Below are 18,976 nucleotides of genomic sequence, written 5' to 3'. Positions count from 1 at the left end.
AGGGCCGTGCCAATTTCGAAAAACGGCGGAATTCCGCCACTTTCGCAAAGTGGAGGATAAACGCAGCATGAATACCTTGCTCATGTTGGGGAAATTTCACCAACTGTTGGGATCGGTAATTTAGCGGGTGGCGGTAAGGCGCTCGCCGCCCTATCGCGGTCACTCTCCGATGGCGCTCGATCGCATCTCCCTCACCCATTTTCGCAACCACGCCGCGACCGCGCTGGAGGGGGCGGGCACGTTCAACCTGCTCGTGGGCGACAACGGCGCGGGCAAGACCAACGTGCTCGAAGCATTGTCATTGCTCGCGCCCGGACGCGGCCTTCGCCGTGCTCCTCTTCCCGAGATGGCGGCGAGCGGCGGCAGCGGCGGCTTCGCGATCGGCGCCTCGCTCGTGGCGGACGGCGAGCCCGTGCGCCTCGGCACGCTGACGGATCCCGACCGCCCCACCCGACGCGCGGTACGCATCAACGGCGCGGGCGCGAGTGCGCTGGCGCTGGCCGAATGGCTCGCCCTCGCCTGGCTGACCCCGGCGATGGACGGGCTGTTCATGGACAGCGCGGGTGCGCGGCGCAGGTGGCTCGACCGCATGGCGGTCGCGCTCGACGCCGGGCACGCGCGCGCCGCATCGCGCTACGAGGCAGCACTCCGCGAGCGCAACCGCCTGCTGGCCGCTGAGGCCGTGCCCGACCCGCTTTGGCTCGACGGGATCGAAGCGCAAATGGCGGAGGCAGGCTCGGTCCTCGCCAACGGACGCGCGCGCCTGGTCGAGGCAATTCAAGCGGAGCTCGCGACCCTGCCCGACGAGCCTTTCGCGCGGCCCGAGCTGAGGCTCGTCAGCGGCAGCCCGGCCGACCCGGCGCAATGGCGTGCGGCGCGAAACTCCGACCGCGCGGCAGGACGCACGCTCTCCGGCCCGCATCGCGACGATCTGGCCGTGACGATGGCAGGCAAGGACCAGCCTGCCGCGCTCTGCTCCACCGGCGAACAGAAGGCGATGCTGATCGCGGTGACGATCGCCCACGCCCGCCTTGCCGCGCGAGGCCGGGCGAGCGTGCTGCTCCTCGACGAGGTCGCCGCACACCTGGACCCGCTGCGGCGCGAGGCGCTCTATGCGCGGCTCGCCGACACCGGCGCACAGGTCTGGTTCACGGGGACAGAGACCGCCCCATTCGAGCCGGTGCTCGACAGCGCGTCGGTGTGGCGGGTGGCAGGCGGTTCGGCGACGCGCGAAAGCTAGCCGCGAACCGTCAGCACATCTGTGCAATCGGCGCAGAGATCGGCGTTCTTGTGCGCCGCAGCCATCTCGGCTTTCGAGACAGAAACTGCCGCGCTCTCTGGCCGCCCCATCGACCAGTTCTTCTGCATCCGGACCTTGGGGTTGGGCGCGCACCAGATTTCGCCCGTCGCGTCGATCGCGGTGATCCACAGCAGATTATGTTCGGGTCCGTAGTCGATCATGCCGATCGCCTGCCCGTCGCCCTTGCCGAGGACATGGAGGGGAATCGGTGGGTTGAGTTGGGTGAACATGGAACAGACGTCCTTTCGCCTGTTCAACCGGTCGGGCGAGCCCCCGGTTCCAATCTTGCCTAATGTGAGCCGTAAAGGCCGTCAGGCCCTCGAGGCGACCTTCGCCTCCAGCGCGGCAACGCGGTCGGCCAGCTTCTCGCTATCCTCGCGCGCCCGGGCGGCCATGTCCTTGACCGCGTCAAATTCCTCGCGGCTGACGAAGTCGAGCCCGCCGAACGCCTCGCGCATCCGTTCGCGCGCGCCGTCCCGCGCCTCGCGTGTCATCCCGGCAAAGGTGCCTGCCGCGGCGTTGGCGAGTTTGACAAAGTCGGCGACGAGTGGGTTTTCGCTCTGCATGGCGGCTATGTGGCGTCCACTCTCGCGCCCGGCAAGTCAGAATTCGTAACGCTCGACCGCCCCGTTCGCGCTCTGCGTGATGCCGCCGCCGGGATTGAGTTCGAGGAACTGCCAGTTGAGCACGCTCGCAAAGGCGATCCATGTGAGGTAGGGCAGCAGCAGGACCGCCGCCATCTTGCGAACCCGCCAGAACAGCGCGATCGTGATCAGCACCAGCACGTCGAGCACGCCGATCACGATCATCGCGGCGCGGATGTCCTGCATGGCGAAGAACACCGGCGACCAGGCGAGGTTGACGATGAGCTGGATCGCGAAGAACGTGATCGCAAGGCCACGCCCGCGCGCGCCCCAGGCCGCGCAGACCATCGCCAGCGCGAAGCCCATCAGCGCGTATAGCACCGTCCAGACGATGCCGAACCACATCGGCGGCGGGAAGATCGCGGGCTTCACGAGCGACTGGAACCACAGACTGTCCGCACCGCTGCCCGAGAGGCGGCCCGACAAAAAGCCGAGCAGCATGACCAGGGGAACGGCAAACAACGCCCAACGCAAGAGGCTGGCACGCAACTGTCCGCGCGAGGCGAGAGCGGTCATGGAATCTCCTGTTCGGCCGATTCGTCGCCGGATGTGTGGCCGAGCGCCGATGCGGGCGCAACGGTGCCACGCCTCGCGACGATGAGGAACTCCACATTCCCTTCCGGTCCCGTGATGGGACTGGTCTCGATTCCGTCGACCGACCAGCCTTCGCCGACCAGCCAGTCGCGCACTTCGTCGCACACCCGCGCATGGAGCGAAGGGTCTCGCACGACTCCGCCCTTGCCGACTTCCTCGCGGCCGACTTCAAACTGTGGCTTGATCAGCGCGACGAGGCGGCAATCGGGCGCAGCCAGCGAAAGCGGGCGTTCCAGTACTTTGGCGAGCCCGATGAACGATGCATCGCAGACGACCCAATTGCATGGCGCGCCGATCAGTTCGGGCGTCAGGATACGCGCGCTCGTCTGCTCGAGAACGGTGACGCGAGGGTCCTGCCGCAGCTTCCACGCAAGCTGGTTAGTGCCCGAATCGACCGCGAACACGTGCGCTGCGCCCTTGTGCAGCAGGACGTCGGTGAAACCACCGGTCGAACTGCCGATGTCCATCGCGATCGCATCGGTCGGATCGAGCGCAAATTCCTCAATGGCATGGGCGAGCTTGATCCCGCCGCGCGAAACCCACGGATGGTCGCGCCCGCGCACTTCGATAGCAGCGTCCTCGGGCAGGCTCGTGCCCGCCTTGTCGAGCTTGCGTTCGCCGAGGAACACGAGCCCCGCCATGACCAGCGCCTGTGCGCGCGAGCGGCTCTCGGCGAGGCCGCGATCGACGATGATCTGGTCGAGGCGCTTCTTTCCCATGGGAGCATCATCGCCTAGCGTGCGTTGATCGGGTGTCAAACCGGGAGAAATCATGCGTTTTCGTGGAAAGTTGATCGTTGCAGCCTGTATCGGCATCGCCGCCTGCACCGCACCGCGGCCGGCGCCGACGCCGACCCCGCCGCCGATCGACCAGCCGCGCCCCACGCCGACGCCCACTCCGCCACCACCCGTCCCATCCACCAACTGGATGGACGCTGCCCAGACGCCAGGAGACTGGTACTATCGCAGCGGCGGCGGAACGACGCGCGCGCTGTTCGGCAGCGCCAACGCCGACGCGCGATTCGCGATCACCTGCTACCCCGCCCAGCGCTCGATCACGCTCGCCCGCGCGGGCAGCGCGAATGGCACCGTACCGATGCGGATCTTCACCGAGTTCCGCAATCGCTCGCTAGACGCGGTGCCGTCGACCGACGGCGCGCCTTCTCTTATCGCGAAGCTCGCCGCGTCGGACCCGATCCTTGATGCGATGGCATTTTCCAAAGGACGCTTTGCGGTGGAGACCGGCAACCTGGAACCGCTCTACCTGCCGAGCTGGCCCGAGATCACAAGGGTAATCGAGGACTGCCGCCGCTAGCGATTCCGGGCACAAAAAAGCCCGCCACCGAAGGCAGGCCGGAAACCCCAATTCTGACGGTGAATAACCTGCATCTCAGCTTCAGGGGACCGAAACCCGCAGAAAACTGCCGATTTCCGTCCCCTATCGTAGTTCGGATTCACGGTCAAATTAAGTGCGCGGTCAAAATGCGGTCAAATCGGGTCAGAATTTCATCTGAGGTGGCCCTGAGCGTTTTTCGCAAGAGGAAGTAGCGACGCCTTCATAACTGCCATCAGCTTTGTAGTAGGTTTCCGTCAGCAGCCCTGTTTGCCTGTCAACTACCGTTTCCATCCGTTTTCGCTGGCGCGAAACCGGATCGAGGTAGCGGATCGTGCGGCTTATTCTTGCCGAAGTTATCGAGACCGGACCACACTGGTTGTCGGCCCGCCTGCAAGTGTCCTGAAACTCACCGTTCCGCCAAGCAAGAAACTGTCCTGACGATGGTCGAAGAAGCCAATTAGAAACTCTTTTTGTGACACCGGGTGGGGCGGTGCCAACACACTCTAAGTAGACTACCTCGGCACCTTGGCCGCTGGCCGGATTGTCAGAGCAGCCCACAATCAGAGCGCAACAGACATATACGTGCACCCGTCTCATTTTGCTTTGGCTTTGCGACCACGCTTCTGCGTCAGACTCTTCCCGAGACCGATGGACTTGGCCATCTCGGAGCGCTGCGCAGAATAGTTACGGGAAACCATCGGATAATCGGCGGCGAGGCCGAACGTCTCCCGATAGGATTCTGGCGTGTAACCGTGCCCGCTGATGTGCCGCTTCAAAGTCTTGTAGGGCTTCCCGTCGATCATCGATAGGATGTGATTATCGTTCGACAGGCTCTTGCGCGCGGTGACCGCACCCTGCGGCTTCTCGACTTCGGGCCCCTCAATCACACCCGACGAGGAGCTTTCAGCGTTCTTGAGCGCAGCATAAACTGCCGCAATAGTCGCAGGAATGTCGATATCACGCGTATCGCCCGCGCCTCTCAAATGGGCCTCAACGATCCGAGTTGTCAGTTCGAGCAGATTATCATCCATCAGTTAGCGTCCTTTGTCCAAGTTGCTCGCTCGCAGCTTGGCGCGCGAATGTTCGAAATGCGATCAGTCGCACATTTTAAGGCGGCATTCGCGTAGGTTTTGCCGCGAGGAGGGCTTTTCGGGAGTGGGCATTTATTGTCCTTCATCATCGAGTAGATGATGTTGGCGGTCGTCATTCCCATAAGTTCGTCGAGCGCGCGATTGGTAGCTCGCGGAGCACTATTGTCGGTGATCCCCGTAGCAAACGAGCTTGCGAGGTTCTGCTCCACCAAATCCCATTGGGAGGCGAGATCAGCACACACTCCTACTGTGGCCGTCTGCGCTGACGCAGTATCTATGGGTATCACGGGCAGCGTAAGTGCCAGTGCAACCGCTGGTAAAAATCGGAACATTGAATCCTCCCTCGACATCTCACTTAACTTCAGAGCAATCTGCCCGCAACAGAGATGGGGGATTTGATGAAGAGCTTTGGAGTCCTTGTGACGATCGCTGGCGTCATCTACTTGATTATCGCCTTCAACATGGACGTGTCGGTATCGACAGTTGGGACATACGTCCCCGGTTATGGTCAGATTGGCGGCGGCGACGTTGCTAACCTTGATCTAATGGCACGACGGCAAAATCACGTAATCATCGCAGGGTTATTGACCCTCGTTGGCGTCCTTCTGATGATCTTTGGGAAAGACGGAAGCGAAGCGCAGAGCGTCGATGCCTCAGGCCCGAAACCCCCTCCGCATTTCACAGGCAGGCGTGACCTGACTCAAGACCCTTATCGGCTTTGGTTGGCAGAGACTTACGGGATCAAGCGAAGTGACGTTTTCAACCGCTTCGTCGTAGGCCAGCAGACATTCGAGACGCTTGATGACGCGCTCGCTTTTGCACATTCGGAAGAATTGGAAATCTATAGAATCAGGCTTGAACGCGAAGAGGCAGAGCGTCTGGTGGACGAACGCAAGGCGAAAGAAGACCGCATGATTCTACTCCTTGGAGTGGGGACGATTGTCGTGGGAGCAATCGCAATTTTCGCCTTCAATTGACCTTGGGCTGATCGAGAGAGAAGCCTTCGGGCAATTCATCGACCACGAAACCTTCTGGCAAGTCATCTTCCGTGGGCTGTTCCGTAACACCAGTCTGGATACCTGCGAGTTCATCGCGGAGACCGATGATTTCCGCAGCGTAGGCGGGGGTCAGTCGCGCAGCGCGGGTCAACATCTTCAAGGACCGTTCGGTGACGCCCGAGTTGCCGATTTTGTGCGCGGACAACACCGCCCAGATCACTCCAAACACCACGGACATAAAAGACCCTCCCCTTGCCCCGTATTTACCCACGGGACGCAGGGAGGGCCGTTTAAGCCTCGATTTCAGGCCGTGAGGGTCAGACCCATTACCGCGCGGATTTCCTCGTTCACGCGGGCATCCCAGAGGACCAAGGCTTCCTTCATCTTCCCGAACCGATTAGGATGATAGTGCTGGTCCCGTGACCCCTTGCGGTGCGGGTGAATGATGCGCTCGGCGACCTCGGAATCGACCCCGCATTCGTCCACGATGTTGGAGCGGAAACCGTAACGGATGGCGTGAGGCGTCCAGACTTGGATGGGCTCCCCGCCCATCTCTTCCATGATCGCCCGCAGTATCTCGATAAGGGGCTGGTCCCCGCTGCCCTTCCTGATGCCCGTTTGGGCGGGAATGATCCACTTCCCCTTCTCCGCGCGCCTGTCGAAGATCGCCGCGCTCGTAGGACCAACGGGCAAGGTGCATTCGACCCGCGTCTTGTAACGCTCGGCACGGATGCGCCAGACCTTGGCCACCGAATCCCACTCGTCGCCCATCGCTTCGTAAACCTCGGCCTTTCGATTCCCGTTCATCACCAAGATCGTCATGACATCGGCCCAACAAGTATGGCCCGCACTCTTCGAGTTCTTGAACCCGATAACTTCGGTCGGATGCTTCGCCAGTCGTGACCGAACCTTCTCGGCGTTCCGTCGATCATACTCGCGCGCCGCCATGATAAGCAGGGCCGTCTCCCGCATGGTCAGAACGCGGGGAGGCTCGGAAATCAACGGCAGGGGCTTCACGGGCAAGGCCATGTTGCGAACCAAGTCGTCGTAACCGTTGTCGAGAGCGAACTTCAGGACGGTCTTCAGAAGGTCCAAAACCTTGTTGGATGCAGCCGTGCCCTTCCCGTTTTTGTTCTGAAGCCTCGGCAGGTTCGACACCGCCCGAACATCGTCGGGCGTGATGTCCCGCAGAAACTTGGGGCCAAGGGTCGGCAAAAGGTAGCGTTCGGCTTGGCGCTGGCGCAGCCGCGTCGTCGCCACGCCGCGCCGTTCGCAGTCGGCATGGTAACGGTCCCAAGCATCCTGAAAGGTCGCCCGTTTCGGCCCTTCCTCGGGCTCGGGTTCGGCCAAGGGGTCCAGCCCCATCTCGGCCTTGCTGTTCAGTTCCTCGGCCAAGGCTTGCGCCTCGGGGAGGCCAATGGCGGGGAATCGGCCCAACGCTTTGCGATAGGGCTTCCCATCGACCATGCGCGCCCACTGCCAACTTTTCTTGCCCGTGGGATACAGGCGAAGGCGAAGGCCCTCGACCGTGGGGTGACGTTCACTCGTCTCGACCTGAACCTTGTGGCCCAAGATCGACTTGTGGTTCCATTTCAGCCTGCTCATCTGCCGTCTCCAAATCGCCTCGACCGCAATCTGCGGTCAAATCTGCGGTCAAAATCGGCAGGTTTGATTGGGCACGGTTGGGAGAAGGGCCAGAAAAAATCGCTACTTTCTAACGATCTTAGCCCAACTCGACCCAACTGAGACAAGATCATCCAGTCTGACGGTGAATAACAAAAATACAAGTCTTGTCTTGCGCGCGAGAAAGACTCACATTCCCACCTGAGGCCAGCGACCCACGCGGCTCTCGGCCCCCAGTGAAACGGCGGGTCTGGCTCTAGAAGCGCGAAAGGAGGTGATCCGATGTCTCATGGTTCAGCAGGGAGGTCGGTGACGGCCCTCGCGGAGCATTATCGGTAGTCTTCTGATACGCCGATAGAGGCTTCGTGGGCGGCCGAACCGGCCGCTGACCATGCGAAGGGCGGTATCTCTCACGAGATGCCGCCCTTCTCATTGCGGGATACATAAAAACTTTGTGTCCCAAATATTGCTTATGGCGCAACTTTCCATCAAAGCCGCTCGACCGTTGCCTCCAGGATTGACGTAATGACGACGCTCGCAGAAGCCGCCCCTATGACCAAGCCGATCGATTTCGCCCACCTGCCCCATCCCGCGCCCGTCGACGGCGAAACCCGTGCACAGGCTGTGGCCGACCCCGGCTTCGGATCGGTCTTCACCGATCATATGGTCACGATCGATTATCACGCCGATCGGGGCTGGCACGACGCGCGGATCGGCCCGCGCGAGGCGCTGACGCTCGACCCTGCCTGCGCCGTGCTGCACTATGCGCAGGAGATCTTCGAAGGCCTCAAGGCCTACCGCCATCCCGATGGTAGCTTCGCGCTGTTCCGGCCGTACGACAACGCCGCGCGCATGAACGCGTCGGCCGACCGGCTCGCGATGCCGCGCATTCCCGAAGAGCTGTTCGTCGAGGCCTGCCGCCAGATCGTTCTCAAGGACAAGGAGTGGTTCCCGACGGTCGAAGGAGGGTCGCTGTACCTGCGGCCCTTCATGTTTGCGTCCGAGGCGTTCCTGGGGGTGCGTCCGGCAAAGGAATACAAGTTCCTCGTCATCGCGAGCCCGGCGGGCAACTACTTCAAGTCGGGCGTCCCGGCGGTGAGCATCTGGGTCAGCCGCGACTTCGTGCGCGCGGCCCCGGGCGGCACCGGCGCAGCCAAGACCGGCGGCAATTACGCGGCCAGCCTCGTGCCGCAGGCTGAGGCCATCGCCAAGGGGCACGACCAGGTCGTCTTCCTCGACGCGGTCGAGCGCAAGTGGATCGAGGAGCTGGGCGGCATGAACCTGTTCTTCGTGTTCGATGACGGCAGCGTGATCACCCCCCCCCTCGGCGGCACGATCCTGCCCGGCGTCACCCGCAACAGCCTGATTCGATTGCTGCAGGACGAAGGCCTGACGATCCGCGAAGAGCGCTACTCGATCGACCAGTGGCAGCGCGACGCGGAGAGCGGCCGGCTGATCGAGACGATGGCCTGCGGCACCGCGGCTGTCGTCACGCCGGTCGGAAAGGTAGACGGTCCCGACGGCGGCTTCACGATCGGCTCGGGCGGCCCTGGCCAAATGACCGGGAAGCTGCGCGAGAAGCTCGTCGCGATCCAGCGCGGCAACGCGCCCGATCCGCACGGCTGGGTGGTCAAACTCTAGATCCGGGTCAGGGCCATCGCGGCGCGGGCAAGCGATGGCAGGCCGCGCGTCACTCCGGTCAGTAGCCGCGCGCCCGGTCCGCTTTCGGCCAAGCGCCAGATCAGGCTCGCAATCCGCACCGGCCGCTCTGCCTGCGCCGCGAAGCGTGCCTGGAAGCCCGGTGCGCTTTCTCCGGCGAGCCAAACCTCCGCTGCAAGTACTCCACTCGCCATCGCGATCGCCATCCCCTCGCCCGCCAACGACGGGATGACCGCGGCCTGGTCGCCGAGGCGATAGATTCCCTCGTCGGTGTCTCGCGCAATCCAGCCGTAAGGCACCGACCCGACCGTATCGACGGAAACGCCGGACGGCGCGAACGCCATGCGCTCGCCGAAGCGAGGGTGTTCGCCCGCGAGCCTGTCGAGCAACGCGCCTGGATCGCCCCCCACCTCGCCCAGCAGCGACTTCCTCAGCGCGAGGCAGACGTTTGCGGTGCCGTCCTCCTGCAGCACGATACCGGCATAGCCACCGTGAAACAGGTGCAGCTCAATCCGGTTCTTGAGCCGCGCGCGCAGCCGATCGTGTGCGGGAATGCGGATGCGCAGGCCCAGCGCCGGGTCATCGTCCTCGCGGGGGCGGACCATTCCGCGCACGTCGTGCTTGCCGCTGGCGAGGAATATCGTCTCAGCGGGGTAATCGCTGGCCTCGCCCACGATCATCCCCGACCGCACCGAGCGGGCCCGATCGATGACGAGACGAACCCCGTCGCCGAGCGCGCGACGGCGCAGCGCGGAATCCAGAGCGTGCCGCGACAGGCCGAATCCCGGCGACGGAAGCGCCGCCAGCGCTTCGTGGCTGCCTGCGATCAACGCGAGCGTATCGACCGGATGCGCGCCCAGTTGCATTGGCCCGACTCCGACCGCCCTAATGCGCTCGGCGGTGCGCCAGGAGAGGAAACCGCCGCACAGCGCGTCCCCCACCTCGGCATCGCGGTCGATCAGCGTGGGCAATGCGCCGGCCCGTGCGAGTGTGATCGCCGCGAGCGATCCCGCCGGTCCCGCACCGAGGATCAGCGGCGCGGTCAGCGCAGCTTCTCGACGCAGAGGCGGAACGGGAATGCGCGCCTGACTCGCGCACCTTCGACCCCCGCTTCGGCGAGCAGCGGCGGCCATTCCTGCGGGCGGTAGGATCGCGCGATCGACAGGTGCCCGTCGTGCCGCACGATCGAGTGCCATCGCATCACGCCCGCGAGCAACGGCCAGCCACTATACGCGAAGCCGTGGCGGTGGAGGTCGTTGACGAACCACCCTGCGCGTGCCTCGGCGTCCATGAAGCGCAGGAATGCGACAAGTTGTGGGCGCGTCATGTGATGCGCGACGAGGCTGGAAATCACACAATCCCAGCCCTCGCCCGCGCAATCGGCATAGTCGCCGGTCCGATATTCGATCGGGATACGTGTGGGAGACGCTTCGCGCGCAGCGGTTTGGCTGCGCGGGTTGAGATCGATGCCGACCAGCTTTGCCGCAATCCCGCGCCGCTCCGCCCAGCGGGCGATCGCGCGGAGCATGTCGCCGTCGCCGAACCCCACATCGAGCAGGTTGAACCTGTCGCGCGACGAAATCGCGCGCTCGAGAAACGCCAGTGTCGGCCGCCGGGCGAAGGTCAGCGTGTTGACCTGCGAGAGGTCGTGGAGGACCTGGGTGTAGGTCGCTGCGTCGAGCGCCGGGTCGTCCATCAGTTCTTCGGCAGTGGCGCGCGCCTCAAGCATCGCGCCAGCCGAAGCGGAAGCCCTCCATGGCAAGGCCAGGCCCGAACGCGAGCGCGACCCCGCTCTCCGGCCGCCCGCGCATGATTCGCTTCAGCGCGAACATCAGTGTCGAGGAACTCATGTTGCCGCACATCCGCAGCACTTCACGCGAATCGTCGAGAGCGGTGGGGGCGAGGTGCAGTCCCTTTTCCACTGCGTCGAGGATCGAGCGCCCTCCCGCGTGGACTGCCCACGCCGCGATCTCCTCGGGCGCACGGCCGCCGGTTATGCGCGCCTGCACCGCAGGCTCGGCAAGTGCGGCGGCGATGCGCCCCGGCACTTCGCCCGACAGGCGCATGTGAAATCCGGTGTCGCCGATGCGCCAGGTGATCAGTTCCTCGCTGTCCTCGAGTGCGGCGGAGATGCCCTCGCCCAGTTCGAGCCCCGCCTCACAATCGGTAACGATGGCGGCGGCGGCACCGTCGCCGAATTGCGCGCCCATCAACAGCGGTTCGATCGCGACTTCGTCCTGATGGTGAAGGCTCGACAGCTCGACCGTTACCACGAGCACCCGCGCGCCCGGTTCTGAGCGCACGATATGCCGCGCGGTGCGCAGTGCAGTGACCGCAGCGTAGCACCCCATGAACCCGACCAGCACCCTCTCGACGTCGTCGCCAAGGCCCAGCCGCCGCGCGATAATCTGGTCGATCCCGGGTGCGACGAAGCCGGTGCAACTCGCCACCACGATGTGGGTCGGATCGCCAAGGTGGGGCAGACCTGCGACAGCCTTCAATGCCAGTTCGGGCGCCTCGCGCGCATAGATCGCCATGCGCGCCGCGGTGCTCGGCGCATCGCCGCCGTAGAAGCCCACGCCCTCGCCGAGCCGGGCGTCCTCCTCGGCGAGAACCGACCAGCGGTGCTCGATGCCCGAGCGGGCGGCCATGCGCTCGTAGAGCTTCGCCTCGCGCCCTTCCCCCAGTCGGCCGAGCGCCCAGCGGCGGTAATCTGATTCGAAATCCAGATCGGGGACCGCCGTGGCGATCGCGGTGATGCGAGGCATGAAGGGCGCGGTTCCGTTATTGGTTTCCCGGTGCAACGGATGATGCGCCCATTCGCTCCCGCGAGTCTAGCCTTCGGGCACGTTCGCGAGAAGCTCCGCGAGCCAGACATCGGCCACCGCATCGGACGGCGCGCGCCAGTCGCCGCGCGGGCTCACCGCACCGCCCGCGCTGACCTTGGGCCCGTTGGGCAATGCGCTGCGCTTGAATTGGCTGAAACCGAAGAAGCGGCGGAGGAAGTTCTCCAGCCAGTGCCGGATCGTCGCCAGCTCGTATTTGTGCTTCGCATCATCGGGAAAGCCCATCGGCCAGCGACCGCGCGCCGCATCGCGCCACGCGTGGTATGCGAGAAACGCCACCTTCGACGGCTTCTGTCCCCAGCGGATCGTATGGTGGATGAAGAAGTCGTTGAGCTCGTAAGGCCCGATGATGCTCTCGGTCGACTGGATCGCGCCATCGGCACCGGGCGGGACGAGTTCGGGGCTGATCTCGGTGCCGACGATATCCTCAAGCACAGCGTCGGTCGTGGGGTCGAACTGGTCGGTCCGCGTCGCCCAGCGAATGAGGTACTGGATCAGCGTCTTGGGCACACCCGAATTGACGCCGTAGTGACTCATCTGGTCGCCCACGCCGTAGGTGCACCAGCCGAGCGCCAGCTCGCTGAGATCGCCGGTGCCGATCACGAAGCCGCCGTGCTGCCCCGCGAGCCGGAACAGGTAGTCGGTCCGCAGGCCCGCCTGCACGTTCTCGAAAGTCACGTCGTGGACCGGTTCACCCTTGGCGAAGGCATGGCCGATGTCCTGCAGCATCCGCGTCGCGGCGGGACGGATGTCGATCTCGTCAGCGGTGATGCCAAGCGCTTTCATCAGCCGCCACGCGTTCGACTTCGTGCCGTCCGACGTGGCAAAACCGGGCATCGTGTAGCCGCGGATCGTGGTGCGCGGCAGCGTCAGCCGGTCGCAGGCCTTGGCGGCGACGATCAGCGCGTGGGTGCTGTCGAGCCCGCCCGACACGCCGATGACGAGGCTTCTGGGCTTCGTCGATTCGATCCGCCGCATGAGGCCGTCGACCTGGATGTTGAACGCCTCGTAGCAATCTTCGTCGAGCTTTTCGGGGCGGTTCGGCACGAATGGGAAGCGCCGCACCGGGCGCACGAGGCCATGATCTGCCAACGTTGGCCGGTGGGCGAATGTGATCACGCGGTAGGAGTCCTCGGGACGCCCCGCTTCCTCGGCCGCGTCATTGAAGGTCTGCATCCGCATCCGCTCGGACAGGATGCGGTCGCAATCGACGTCGGCGATACACAGTTCGGGCTGGAGGGAGAACCGTTCGCTCTCGGCCAGGAGGTCGCCGAGTTCGTAGATCATCCCCTGCCCGTCCCATGCGAGGTCGGTGGTGCTCTCTCCGTGGCCCGAGGCGGAATAGATGTAAGCGGCGACCGCACGACTAGATTGCGCGCGACTGAGCATGTGGCGCTCGTCCGCCTTGCCGATCGTTATGGGCGAGGCCGACAGGTTCGCTAGGATCGTCGCCCCCGCCAGCGCCGCGTACGTCGAGGGCGGGATCGGCGACCAGTAATCTTCGCAGATTTCCGCTCCCACCCTGAAACCCGGCAGTTCCTCCGCTGCGAAAATGAGGTCGGTCCCGAACGGCACGACCGTGCCGCCAACCGCGATCTCTATTCCCTGGATCAAGCGGCCGTTGGCGAACCAGCGCTTTTCGTAATACTCCCGGTAGTTCGGCAGGTAGCTTTTAGGGATCACTCCGAGCAACTTGCCGCGGTGGATCGCAAGCGCGCAGTTGTAGATGCGCCCGTTGTGTCGGAGCGGCGCACCAATCAGGAGCAGCGGACAAAGGTCGCGGCTGGCGGCGGCGATCTCGCCCACCGCAGCCTCGACCGCATCGAGCATCGCAATCTGCAGGTGCAGGTCGTCGATCGCGTAGGACGACACGCTGAGTTCGGGATAGACCAGCAGATCGACGTGCGCCGCGTGGGCCCGCTTGGCCTCCACTATCACCCCCTCGCAATTGAATGCCACGTCCGCAGTACGGACCTGCGGCGTGCTCGCGGCAACACGGACAAGTCCGTGCGAATGCAGGGAATAGAAGGGATGCGAGCCGGCGCCCCCCCTTGAACGCCCCTCATCCTCCGACTGAGCCGCGGCAGGCAACAGCCAGTCGCCGGGCGCACAAATGCCGAGATCGGCCAGACGCCGCTGGACCGGCGGACGCGGGATCTTGCCCTTCGCTTCCCAGCCATACACCGTTCGGCTCGGCCACGGATGCGGAACCCCGTATTGTTCGCCGAACTCGCCCGCGCTGAGGCCGCGCGATTCGCGCCATGCCCTGATCTTCTGACCTGCAAGACTCATGCGCGACGGGTATCCTAAAAGGATATATACCGCAAGCTCACGCTACCGCGAGCAGCTTCTTCGCGCTCGGCGCCTCCTCGAGCAGATCGATCAGCGCGCGCTCTTCACGGGTTAGCCAGCGGGTCGCGCGCGGCATCGCCAGCGTGTCGCGCCATTTCTGCTGGCGATCGACCAGCGCGATCACCGCCGGGTGGACGTAACTGCGGCGCGTGACCGCGGGCGTGTTTCCAAGATGGTCCGCGACCTCCTGCAGCAGCATCTTGAGCGTCAGCTGCCCGCTCGACTCGGCCAGCACTTTCAGCGCCAGCACGCTTGCGTGCCAGGTGCGAAAGCTCTTGGCGGTGTAGTGCTCGCCCATCGTTTCGCAGAGGTACTCGTTGACGTCGGCCGAGCCGACCGAATGCAGTTCGCCGTCCTCGTCCTCGTACTGGAACAGGCGCTGGCCCGGCAGGTCCTGCATCGCGCGCACCACGCGGCTGAGGCTGCGGTCGGACAGCACGACCTCCTTCTCGATGCCGTGCTTGCCCTTGAACTTGAGGCGCAGGGTCTGTCCTTTCACCACGGCGTGCTTCTGCCGCAAAGTGGTCGCCCCGAAGCTCTTGTTCGCCTTGGCATAGGCATCGTTCCCCACCCTGATCGCGCCGAGATCGAGCAGCCGCACGACGCTCGCGATGGCGCGCTCGCGAGTAAGCTTGCGCGCTTTGAGGTCGCTCTCCACCCGCTTGCGGACGAGCGGCAGCAGCCGGCCGAAGCTCTGGCAGCCGTCGAACTTCTCGCTCTCGCGCGCGGTGCGGAAATCGGGGTGATAGCGGTATTGCTTGCGGCCCTTGGCATCGATTCCGGTGGCGAGGATGTGCCCGTTCGGCGCAGGGCAGAACCACGCGTCGACGTAGGCCGGCGGCAGCGCCACGCGGTTCAGACGGTCGCGCTCGTCGGGGTCGGTGATGCGGTTGCCTTTGGGATCGAAGTAGGCCCAGCTCTTGCCGCTCCGCTTGCGGGTGATGCCGGGCATGTCGTCGTCGACATAGATGAGCTTGGATGAGGCGACCATGGTCCCGCAACGGCGCGCTGCCGGTTGCGGTTCCTCGACTGCCCTCCCACATCGCCCGCGAGAGCAACAAGGAGCCTTTGCGATGCCCGACGCCACATACACCCCGCCCAAGGTCTGGACCCACGACAAGGCAAACGGCGGCCAGTTCGCGAGCATCAACCGGCCGACCGCCGGGGCACGCATCGACAAGGCGCTTCCGGTCGGCGAACACCCCTTCCAGCTCTATTCGCTCGGCACTCCGAACGGGCAGAAGGTCACCATCATGTTCGAGGAACTGCTCGCCGCAGGGCACGCCGCCGAATACGATGCGTGGAAGATCAACATCGGCGAAGGTGACCAGTTCGGCAGCGGCTTCGTCGCGCTCAACCCCAACAGCAAGATTCCCGCGCTGGAGGATCGCAGCGGCTCCGATCCGTTCCGCGTGTTCGAAAGCGGCGCGATCCTGCTGCACCTTGCCGAGAAGTTCGATTTCCTTCTGCCGCGCGAAAATCCTTCCCGCGCAGAAGTTTTCAGCTGGCTGATGTGGCAAATGGGCAGCGCGCCGTTCATCGGCGGCGGGTTCGGCCATTTTTATGCCTACGCGCCCGAGAAGTTCGAGTACCCGATCGACCGTTATGCGATGGAAACCAAGCGCATTTTCTCGGTCGCCGACAACCGTCTGGGCGAAACCGAGTACCTGGCGGGAGGCGACTACTCGATCGCCGACGTCGCGGCCTACGGCTGGTTCGGCGCGCTGGTGCGAGGCGATGCCTACAACGACGCGGCGACGTTCCTGTCGATGCACGAATACACCAACGTCGCCCGCTGGGTTCGCACGCTGGAGGACCGCCCGGCGTTACGCCGCGGCCGCATCGTGAACACCGCGAGGATGGCCGAACGACACTCGGCGGCCGATTTCGATCGGCTCGAGGATCCGTCGGTGCTCGACAAGGTGGAATGGAAGTCGCTGCAGCCTGCCTGAGGCGAAAGCCGCTGGCTGGGGCGGCAGGATTCGAACCTGCGAATGCCGGTACCAAAAACCGGTGCCTTACCACTTGGCGACGCCCCAGCAGCGCCGCGCCCCTATAGCGAGCAATCCGCGATAGGAAAGAGGCCCCGGGATTTTCACGCCGACGGACGGCGCACTTTCCCGGCGATGCGCGCGGCGCTAAGCGGCGGGACATGAGCAACCTCGTCTACGTCCTCAACGGCCCCAACCTGAACCTCCTCGGCTCGCGCGAACCGGAAATCTACGGCTCGGCGACCCTCGACGATATCGCCGGAATGCTCGAAGACCGCGCGCTCGAACTGGGGCTGGAGGTCGATGTGCGCCAGTCCAACCACGAAGGCCACCTGATCGACTGGCTCCACGAGGCGCGCGCCGAAGGGGCAAAGGCGGTCCTGCTCAACGCGGGCGCCTATACGCACACCTCGATCGCGATCCTCGACGCGATCAAGGCCTGCCAGGTTCCGGTGATCGAGGTCCACCTCTCGGATCCGCATTCGCGTGAGGACTTTCGCCACCTGTCCTACGTCGGCATGGCCGCGGTGGACGAGGTCAAAGGATTGGGCCCGCAAAGCTACGTCGTGGCGCTGGAAAAGGCCGCCGCGCTCTAGGCGCGCGGGGTTGCAAGCCCGGCGCAGCCCGCGCATAGGCGGTCGCTTCTGAAACCAAGAGGCAGATAATGGCCGATACCAAGGGCGCTGCCGGGCGTAGCTCGGGCATGAACGTCGATACCGCACTCGTCCGCGAACTCGCAGAACTCCTGGCCGAAACCGGACTGACCGAGATCGAAGTCGAGGACGGCGACCGCAAGGTGCGCGTGGCGCGCGGCGGCGTCACGATGGCGGCACCCGCCATGATGGCCGCGCCGACTGCCGTTCCCGCCGCCTCGGCCTCGGCCGCTTCCGCTCCGGCTGCTGCCGCCGCGGACGCGCCTGCCGATACCGCCGGGGCCATCAAGTCGCCGATGGTCGGCACCGTCTATCTTTCCGCCGAGCCCGGCGCCGCGCCGTTCGTGGCGGTCGGATCGACCGTCAAGCAGGGCGATACGCTCGTGATCATCGAAGCGATGAAGGTCATGAACACGATCACCGCCGACAAGGCAGGCACGGTCAAGGCAATCCTCGTCGAGAACGCCCAGCCGGTCGAATACGACCAGCCCCTCGTCGTCATCGGCTAAGCGGCGCATGGCCATCCAACGCATCCTGATCGCCAACCGCGGCGAAATCGCACTGCGCATCCACCGCGCGGCGCACGAAATGGGGATCGAGACGGTCGCGGTGCACTCGACGGCAGATGCCGATGCGATGCATGTGCGCCTCGCCGACCATGCGGTCTGCATCGGTCCGCCGAGCGCGGCCGACAGCTACCTCAACGTCGCGGCGATCATCTCTGCGGCGGAAGTATCCCACGCCGATGCGATCCACCCGGGCTATGGCTTCCTGTCCGAGAACGCCAAGTTCGCCGAGATCGTCGAGGCCCACGGGATCACCTGGATCGGCCCCAAGCCAGAACACATCGTCACGATGGGCGACAAGGTCGAGGCCAAGCGCACCGCGGGCAAGCTCGGCCTGCCGCTGGTGCCGGGCAGCGACGGCGCGGTGAGCGAAGTCGACGAAGCCAGGAAGATCGCCGCCGAGATCGGCTACCCGGTCATCATCAAGGCCGCGAGCGGCGGCGGCGGCCGCGGCATGAAGGTCTGCGAGGCCGAAGACCAGCTCGACACCTTGATGAAGCAGGCCGGAAGCGAAGCCAAGGCCGCGTTCGGTGACGCTACCGTCTACATCGAGAAATACCTCGGCAACCCGCGCCACATCGAGTTCCAGATCTTCGGCGACGGTAACGGCAACGCGATCCACCTCGGCGAACGCGACTGCTCGCTTCAGCGTCGCCATCAGAAGGTGCTCGAGGAAGCCCCCTCACCCGTCATCACCATCGAGGAACGCGCGCGGATGGGCGAGATCTGCGCGTCTGCGATGGCCGATATGGGTTATCGCGGCGCGGGCACGATCGAGTTTCTGTGGGAGAACGGCGAGTTCTACTTCATCGAGATGAACACCCGTCTGCAGGTGGAGCATCCGGTGACCGAGGCGATTACCGGCCTCGATCTCGTCCGCGAACAGATCCGCGTTGCTGACGGCAAGCCGCTGTCGGTCACGCAGGACGAAATCGAGTTCAAGGGCCACGCGATCGAGTGCCGCATCAACGCGGAGGATCCGTGGACATTCGCCCCTTCGCCCGGCCTCGTGAAGGCCTATCACGCTTCGGGCGGCATGCACGTTCGCGTCGATAGTGGGCTCTACGCAGGCTACAAGATTCCGCCTTACTACGACAGCATGATCGCCAAGCTGATCGTCTATGGCCGTACGCGCGAAGGTTGCATCATGCGCCTGCGCCGCGCTCTCGAGGAAATGGTTGTCGACGGGGTGAAGACCAGCATCCCGCTGCACCAGGAACTGCTCCGCCAGCCCGATGTGCTGAGCGGCGACTACTCGATCAAGTGGCTGGAAGAATGGCTGAAGGAGCGCGGGGCCTGACAACAGGTCGTTGCGTTTGATCGG

20 protein-coding genes and 1 tRNA gene are annotated in these 18,976 nt (G+C 64.5%); 8 read left to right on the top strand and 13 right to left on the bottom strand.

Annotation, left to right across the window (positions count from 1 at the left end; genetic code table 11):
• The first annotated feature begins 169 nt into the window (after positions 1–169).
• A complete protein-coding gene (recF, locus tag ACWPMX_RS03665) occupies positions 170–1,240 on the top strand; it encodes a DNA replication/repair protein RecF (protein WP_455698692.1) in 1,071 nt (356 codons plus the stop codon).
• On the opposite strand, the gene ACWPMX_RS03660 is transcribed toward recF, so the two are convergent.
• The 4 genes from ACWPMX_RS03660 to ACWPMX_RS03645 all read right to left on the bottom strand — a co-directional run bounded on the left by ACWPMX_RS03660 (position 1,237) and on the right by ACWPMX_RS03645 (position 3,257).
• Positions 1,237–1,530, bottom strand: a complete 294-nt coding sequence (locus ACWPMX_RS03660) for a hypothetical protein (RefSeq protein WP_455698691.1) — start codon at positions 1,528–1,530, stop codon at positions 1,237–1,239. The two genes, recF and ACWPMX_RS03660, sit on opposite strands and share 4 nt — an antisense overlap.
• An 81-nt stretch (positions 1,531–1,611) precedes the next feature.
• On the bottom strand, positions 1,612–1,866 hold the full coding sequence (locus ACWPMX_RS03655) for an accessory factor UbiK family protein (protein ID WP_455698690.1): 255 nt from the start codon (positions 1,864–1,866) through the stop codon (positions 1,612–1,614).
• Positions 1,867–1,902: 36 nt separating this feature from the next.
• Positions 1,903–2,460 (bottom strand): TspO/MBR family protein, encoded by a 558-nt coding sequence (locus tag ACWPMX_RS03650; RefSeq protein ID WP_455698689.1) that lies wholly within the window; start codon positions 2,458–2,460, stop codon positions 1,903–1,905.
• A complete protein-coding gene (locus tag ACWPMX_RS03645) occupies positions 2,457–3,257 on the bottom strand; it encodes a TlyA family RNA methyltransferase (RefSeq protein ID WP_455698688.1) in 801 nt (266 codons plus the stop codon). Before ACWPMX_RS03645 ends, ACWPMX_RS03650 begins: the two co-directional genes overlap by 4 nt.
• A gap of 52 nt (positions 3,258–3,309) precedes the next feature.
• On the opposite strand from ACWPMX_RS03645, the gene ACWPMX_RS03640 reads away from it, so the two are divergent.
• The gene (locus ACWPMX_RS03640) at positions 3,310–3,852 is read left to right on the top strand and encodes a hypothetical protein (protein WP_455698687.1); all 543 of its coding nucleotides are present in this window, start codon (positions 3,310–3,312) and stop codon (positions 3,850–3,852) included.
• A 614-nt stretch (positions 3,853–4,466) separates the two neighbouring features.
• Here ACWPMX_RS03640 and ACWPMX_RS03635 read toward each other — a convergent pair.
• Entirely contained in the window at positions 4,467–4,904 is a 438-nt protein-coding gene (locus ACWPMX_RS03635) for a MucR family transcriptional regulator (protein ID WP_455698686.1), read from the bottom strand.
• Positions 4,905–5,362: 458 nt separating this feature from the next.
• Between ACWPMX_RS03635 and ACWPMX_RS03630 the strand changes: the two genes are divergently transcribed.
• Positions 5,363–5,941 (top strand): hypothetical protein, encoded by a 579-nt coding sequence (locus tag ACWPMX_RS03630; RefSeq protein ID WP_455698685.1) that lies wholly within the window; start codon positions 5,363–5,365, stop codon positions 5,939–5,941.
• Here ACWPMX_RS03630 and ACWPMX_RS03625 read toward each other — a convergent pair.
• The gene (locus ACWPMX_RS03625) at positions 5,934–6,200 is read right to left on the bottom strand and encodes a hypothetical protein (RefSeq protein ID WP_455698684.1); all 267 of its coding nucleotides are present in this window, start codon (positions 6,198–6,200) and stop codon (positions 5,934–5,936) included. The two genes, ACWPMX_RS03630 and ACWPMX_RS03625, sit on opposite strands and share 8 nt — an antisense overlap.
• A gap of 65 nt (positions 6,201–6,265) precedes the next feature.
• Positions 6,266–7,567 carry a tyrosine-type recombinase/integrase gene (locus ACWPMX_RS03620; protein ID WP_455698683.1) on the bottom strand — a complete coding sequence of 434 codons (1,302 nt, stop codon included), beginning with the start codon at positions 7,565–7,567 and terminating at the stop codon, positions 6,266–6,268.
• Positions 7,568–8,110: 543 nt separating this feature from the next.
• Between ACWPMX_RS03620 and ACWPMX_RS03615 the strand changes: the two genes are divergently transcribed.
• Entirely contained in the window at positions 8,111–9,226 is a 1,116-nt protein-coding gene (locus ACWPMX_RS03615; protein ID WP_455698682.1) for a branched-chain amino acid aminotransferase, read from the top strand.
• Here ACWPMX_RS03615 and ACWPMX_RS03610 read toward each other — a convergent pair.
• The 5 genes from ACWPMX_RS03610 to ACWPMX_RS03590 all read right to left on the bottom strand — a co-directional run bounded on the left by ACWPMX_RS03610 (position 9,223) and on the right by ACWPMX_RS03590 (position 15,433).
• Positions 9,223–10,275: an NAD(P)/FAD-dependent oxidoreductase gene (locus ACWPMX_RS03610; RefSeq protein ID WP_455700719.1), complete on the bottom strand. Its 1,053-nt coding sequence runs from the start codon at positions 10,273–10,275 to the stop codon at positions 9,223–9,225. The two genes, ACWPMX_RS03615 and ACWPMX_RS03610, sit on opposite strands and share 4 nt — an antisense overlap.
• An 11-nt stretch (positions 10,276–10,286) precedes the next feature.
• A complete protein-coding gene (locus ACWPMX_RS03605) occupies positions 10,287–10,973 on the bottom strand; it encodes a methyltransferase domain-containing protein (RefSeq protein WP_455698681.1) in 687 nt (228 codons plus the stop codon).
• Positions 10,966–12,012 carry a type III polyketide synthase gene (locus ACWPMX_RS03600; protein WP_455698680.1) on the bottom strand — a complete coding sequence of 349 codons (1,047 nt, stop codon included), beginning with the start codon at positions 12,010–12,012 and terminating at the stop codon, positions 10,966–10,968. Before ACWPMX_RS03600 ends, ACWPMX_RS03605 begins: the two co-directional genes overlap by 8 nt.
• A 66-nt stretch (positions 12,013–12,078) precedes the next feature.
• A complete protein-coding gene (locus ACWPMX_RS03595) occupies positions 12,079–14,382 on the bottom strand; it encodes an NAD(+) synthase (protein WP_455698679.1) in 2,304 nt (767 codons plus the stop codon).
• 37 nt (positions 14,383–14,419) lie between these two features.
• Complete coding sequence (locus ACWPMX_RS03590; RefSeq protein WP_455698678.1) at positions 14,420–15,433, bottom strand: DNA topoisomerase IB; 1,014 nt, start codon at positions 15,431–15,433, stop codon at positions 14,420–14,422.
• Positions 15,434–15,515: 82 nt separating this feature from the next.
• On the opposite strand from ACWPMX_RS03590, the gene yghU reads away from it, so the two are divergent.
• Entirely contained in the window at positions 15,516–16,394 is an 879-nt protein-coding gene (gene yghU, locus ACWPMX_RS03585; RefSeq protein ID WP_455698677.1) for a glutathione-dependent disulfide-bond oxidoreductase, read from the top strand.
• A gap of 12 nt (positions 16,395–16,406) precedes the next feature.
• Here the strand turns inward: yghU and ACWPMX_RS03580 are convergent.
• Positions 16,407–16,481 (bottom strand) — tRNA-Gln (locus tag ACWPMX_RS03580).
• 113 nt (positions 16,482–16,594) lie between these two features.
• On the opposite strand from ACWPMX_RS03580, the gene aroQ reads away from it, so the two are divergent.
• From aroQ to accC, 3 genes are all read left to right on the top strand, one after another.
• A complete protein-coding gene (aroQ, locus tag ACWPMX_RS03575; RefSeq protein WP_455698676.1) occupies positions 16,595–17,029 on the top strand; it encodes a type II 3-dehydroquinate dehydratase in 435 nt (144 codons plus the stop codon).
• A 68-nt stretch (positions 17,030–17,097) separates the two neighbouring features.
• Complete coding sequence (gene accB / locus ACWPMX_RS03570) at positions 17,098–17,595, top strand: acetyl-CoA carboxylase biotin carboxyl carrier protein (RefSeq protein WP_455698675.1); 498 nt, start codon at positions 17,098–17,100, stop codon at positions 17,593–17,595.
• A gap of 7 nt (positions 17,596–17,602) precedes the next feature.
• Positions 17,603–18,952: an acetyl-CoA carboxylase biotin carboxylase subunit gene (accC, locus tag ACWPMX_RS03565; protein ID WP_455698674.1), complete on the top strand. Its 1,350-nt coding sequence runs from the start codon at positions 17,603–17,605 to the stop codon at positions 18,950–18,952.
• Positions 18,953–18,976 lie beyond the last annotated feature (24 nt).

It is taken from the genome of Tsuneonella sp. HG094 (genome assembly GCF_053819285.1).
Note: the sequence above shows the minus strand (reverse complement) of the source record. Positions and strands in the feature narration are given on the sequence as shown.

What these genes read in the sequence shown, in the direction of transcription:
- recF (WP_455698692.1), top strand. Translation starts at nt 170, where the DNA reads ATGGCGCTCGATCGCATCTCCCTCACCCATTTTCGCAACCACGCCGCG.
- ACWPMX_RS03660 (WP_455698691.1), bottom strand. Translation starts at nt 1,530, where the DNA reads ATGTTCACCCAACTCAACCCACCGATTCCCCTCCATGTCCTCGGCAAG.
- ACWPMX_RS03655 (WP_455698690.1), bottom strand. Translation starts at nt 1,866, where the DNA reads ATGCAGAGCGAAAACCCACTCGTCGCCGACTTTGTCAAACTCGCCAAC.
- ACWPMX_RS03650 (WP_455698689.1), bottom strand. Translation starts at nt 2,460, where the DNA reads ATGACCGCTCTCGCCTCGCGCGGACAGTTGCGTGCCAGCCTCTTGCGT.
- ACWPMX_RS03645 (WP_455698688.1), bottom strand. Translation starts at nt 3,257, where the DNA reads ATGGGAAAGAAGCGCCTCGACCAGATCATCGTCGATCGCGGCCTCGCC.
- ACWPMX_RS03640 (WP_455698687.1), top strand. Translation starts at nt 3,310, where the DNA reads ATGCGTTTTCGTGGAAAGTTGATCGTTGCAGCCTGTATCGGCATCGCC.
- ACWPMX_RS03635 (WP_455698686.1), bottom strand. Translation starts at nt 4,904, where the DNA reads ATGGATGATAATCTGCTCGAACTGACAACTCGGATCGTTGAGGCCCAT.
- ACWPMX_RS03630 (WP_455698685.1), top strand. Translation starts at nt 5,363, where the DNA reads ATGAAGAGCTTTGGAGTCCTTGTGACGATCGCTGGCGTCATCTACTTG.
- ACWPMX_RS03625 (WP_455698684.1), bottom strand. Translation starts at nt 6,200, where the DNA reads ATGTCCGTGGTGTTTGGAGTGATCTGGGCGGTGTTGTCCGCGCACAAA.
- ACWPMX_RS03620 (WP_455698683.1), bottom strand. Translation starts at nt 7,567, where the DNA reads ATGAGCAGGCTGAAATGGAACCACAAGTCGATCTTGGGCCACAAGGTT.
- ACWPMX_RS03615 (WP_455698682.1), top strand. Translation starts at nt 8,111, where the DNA reads ATGACGACGCTCGCAGAAGCCGCCCCTATGACCAAGCCGATCGATTTC.
- ACWPMX_RS03605 (WP_455698681.1), bottom strand. Translation starts at nt 10,973, where the DNA reads ATGCTTGAGGCGCGCGCCACTGCCGAAGAACTGATGGACGACCCGGCG.
- ACWPMX_RS03600 (WP_455698680.1), bottom strand. Translation starts at nt 12,012, where the DNA reads ATGCCTCGCATCACCGCGATCGCCACGGCGGTCCCCGATCTGGATTTC.
- ACWPMX_RS03595 (WP_455698679.1), bottom strand. Translation starts at nt 14,382, where the DNA reads ATGAGTCTTGCAGGTCAGAAGATCAGGGCATGGCGCGAATCGCGCGGC.
- ACWPMX_RS03590 (WP_455698678.1), bottom strand. Translation starts at nt 15,433, where the DNA reads ATGGTCGCCTCATCCAAGCTCATCTATGTCGACGACGACATGCCCGGC.
- yghU (WP_455698677.1), top strand. Translation starts at nt 15,516, where the DNA reads ATGCCCGACGCCACATACACCCCGCCCAAGGTCTGGACCCACGACAAG.
- aroQ (WP_455698676.1), top strand. Translation starts at nt 16,595, where the DNA reads ATGAGCAACCTCGTCTACGTCCTCAACGGCCCCAACCTGAACCTCCTC.
- accB (WP_455698675.1), top strand. Translation starts at nt 17,098, where the DNA reads ATGGCCGATACCAAGGGCGCTGCCGGGCGTAGCTCGGGCATGAACGTC.
- accC (WP_455698674.1), top strand. Translation starts at nt 17,603, where the DNA reads ATGGCCATCCAACGCATCCTGATCGCCAACCGCGGCGAAATCGCACTG.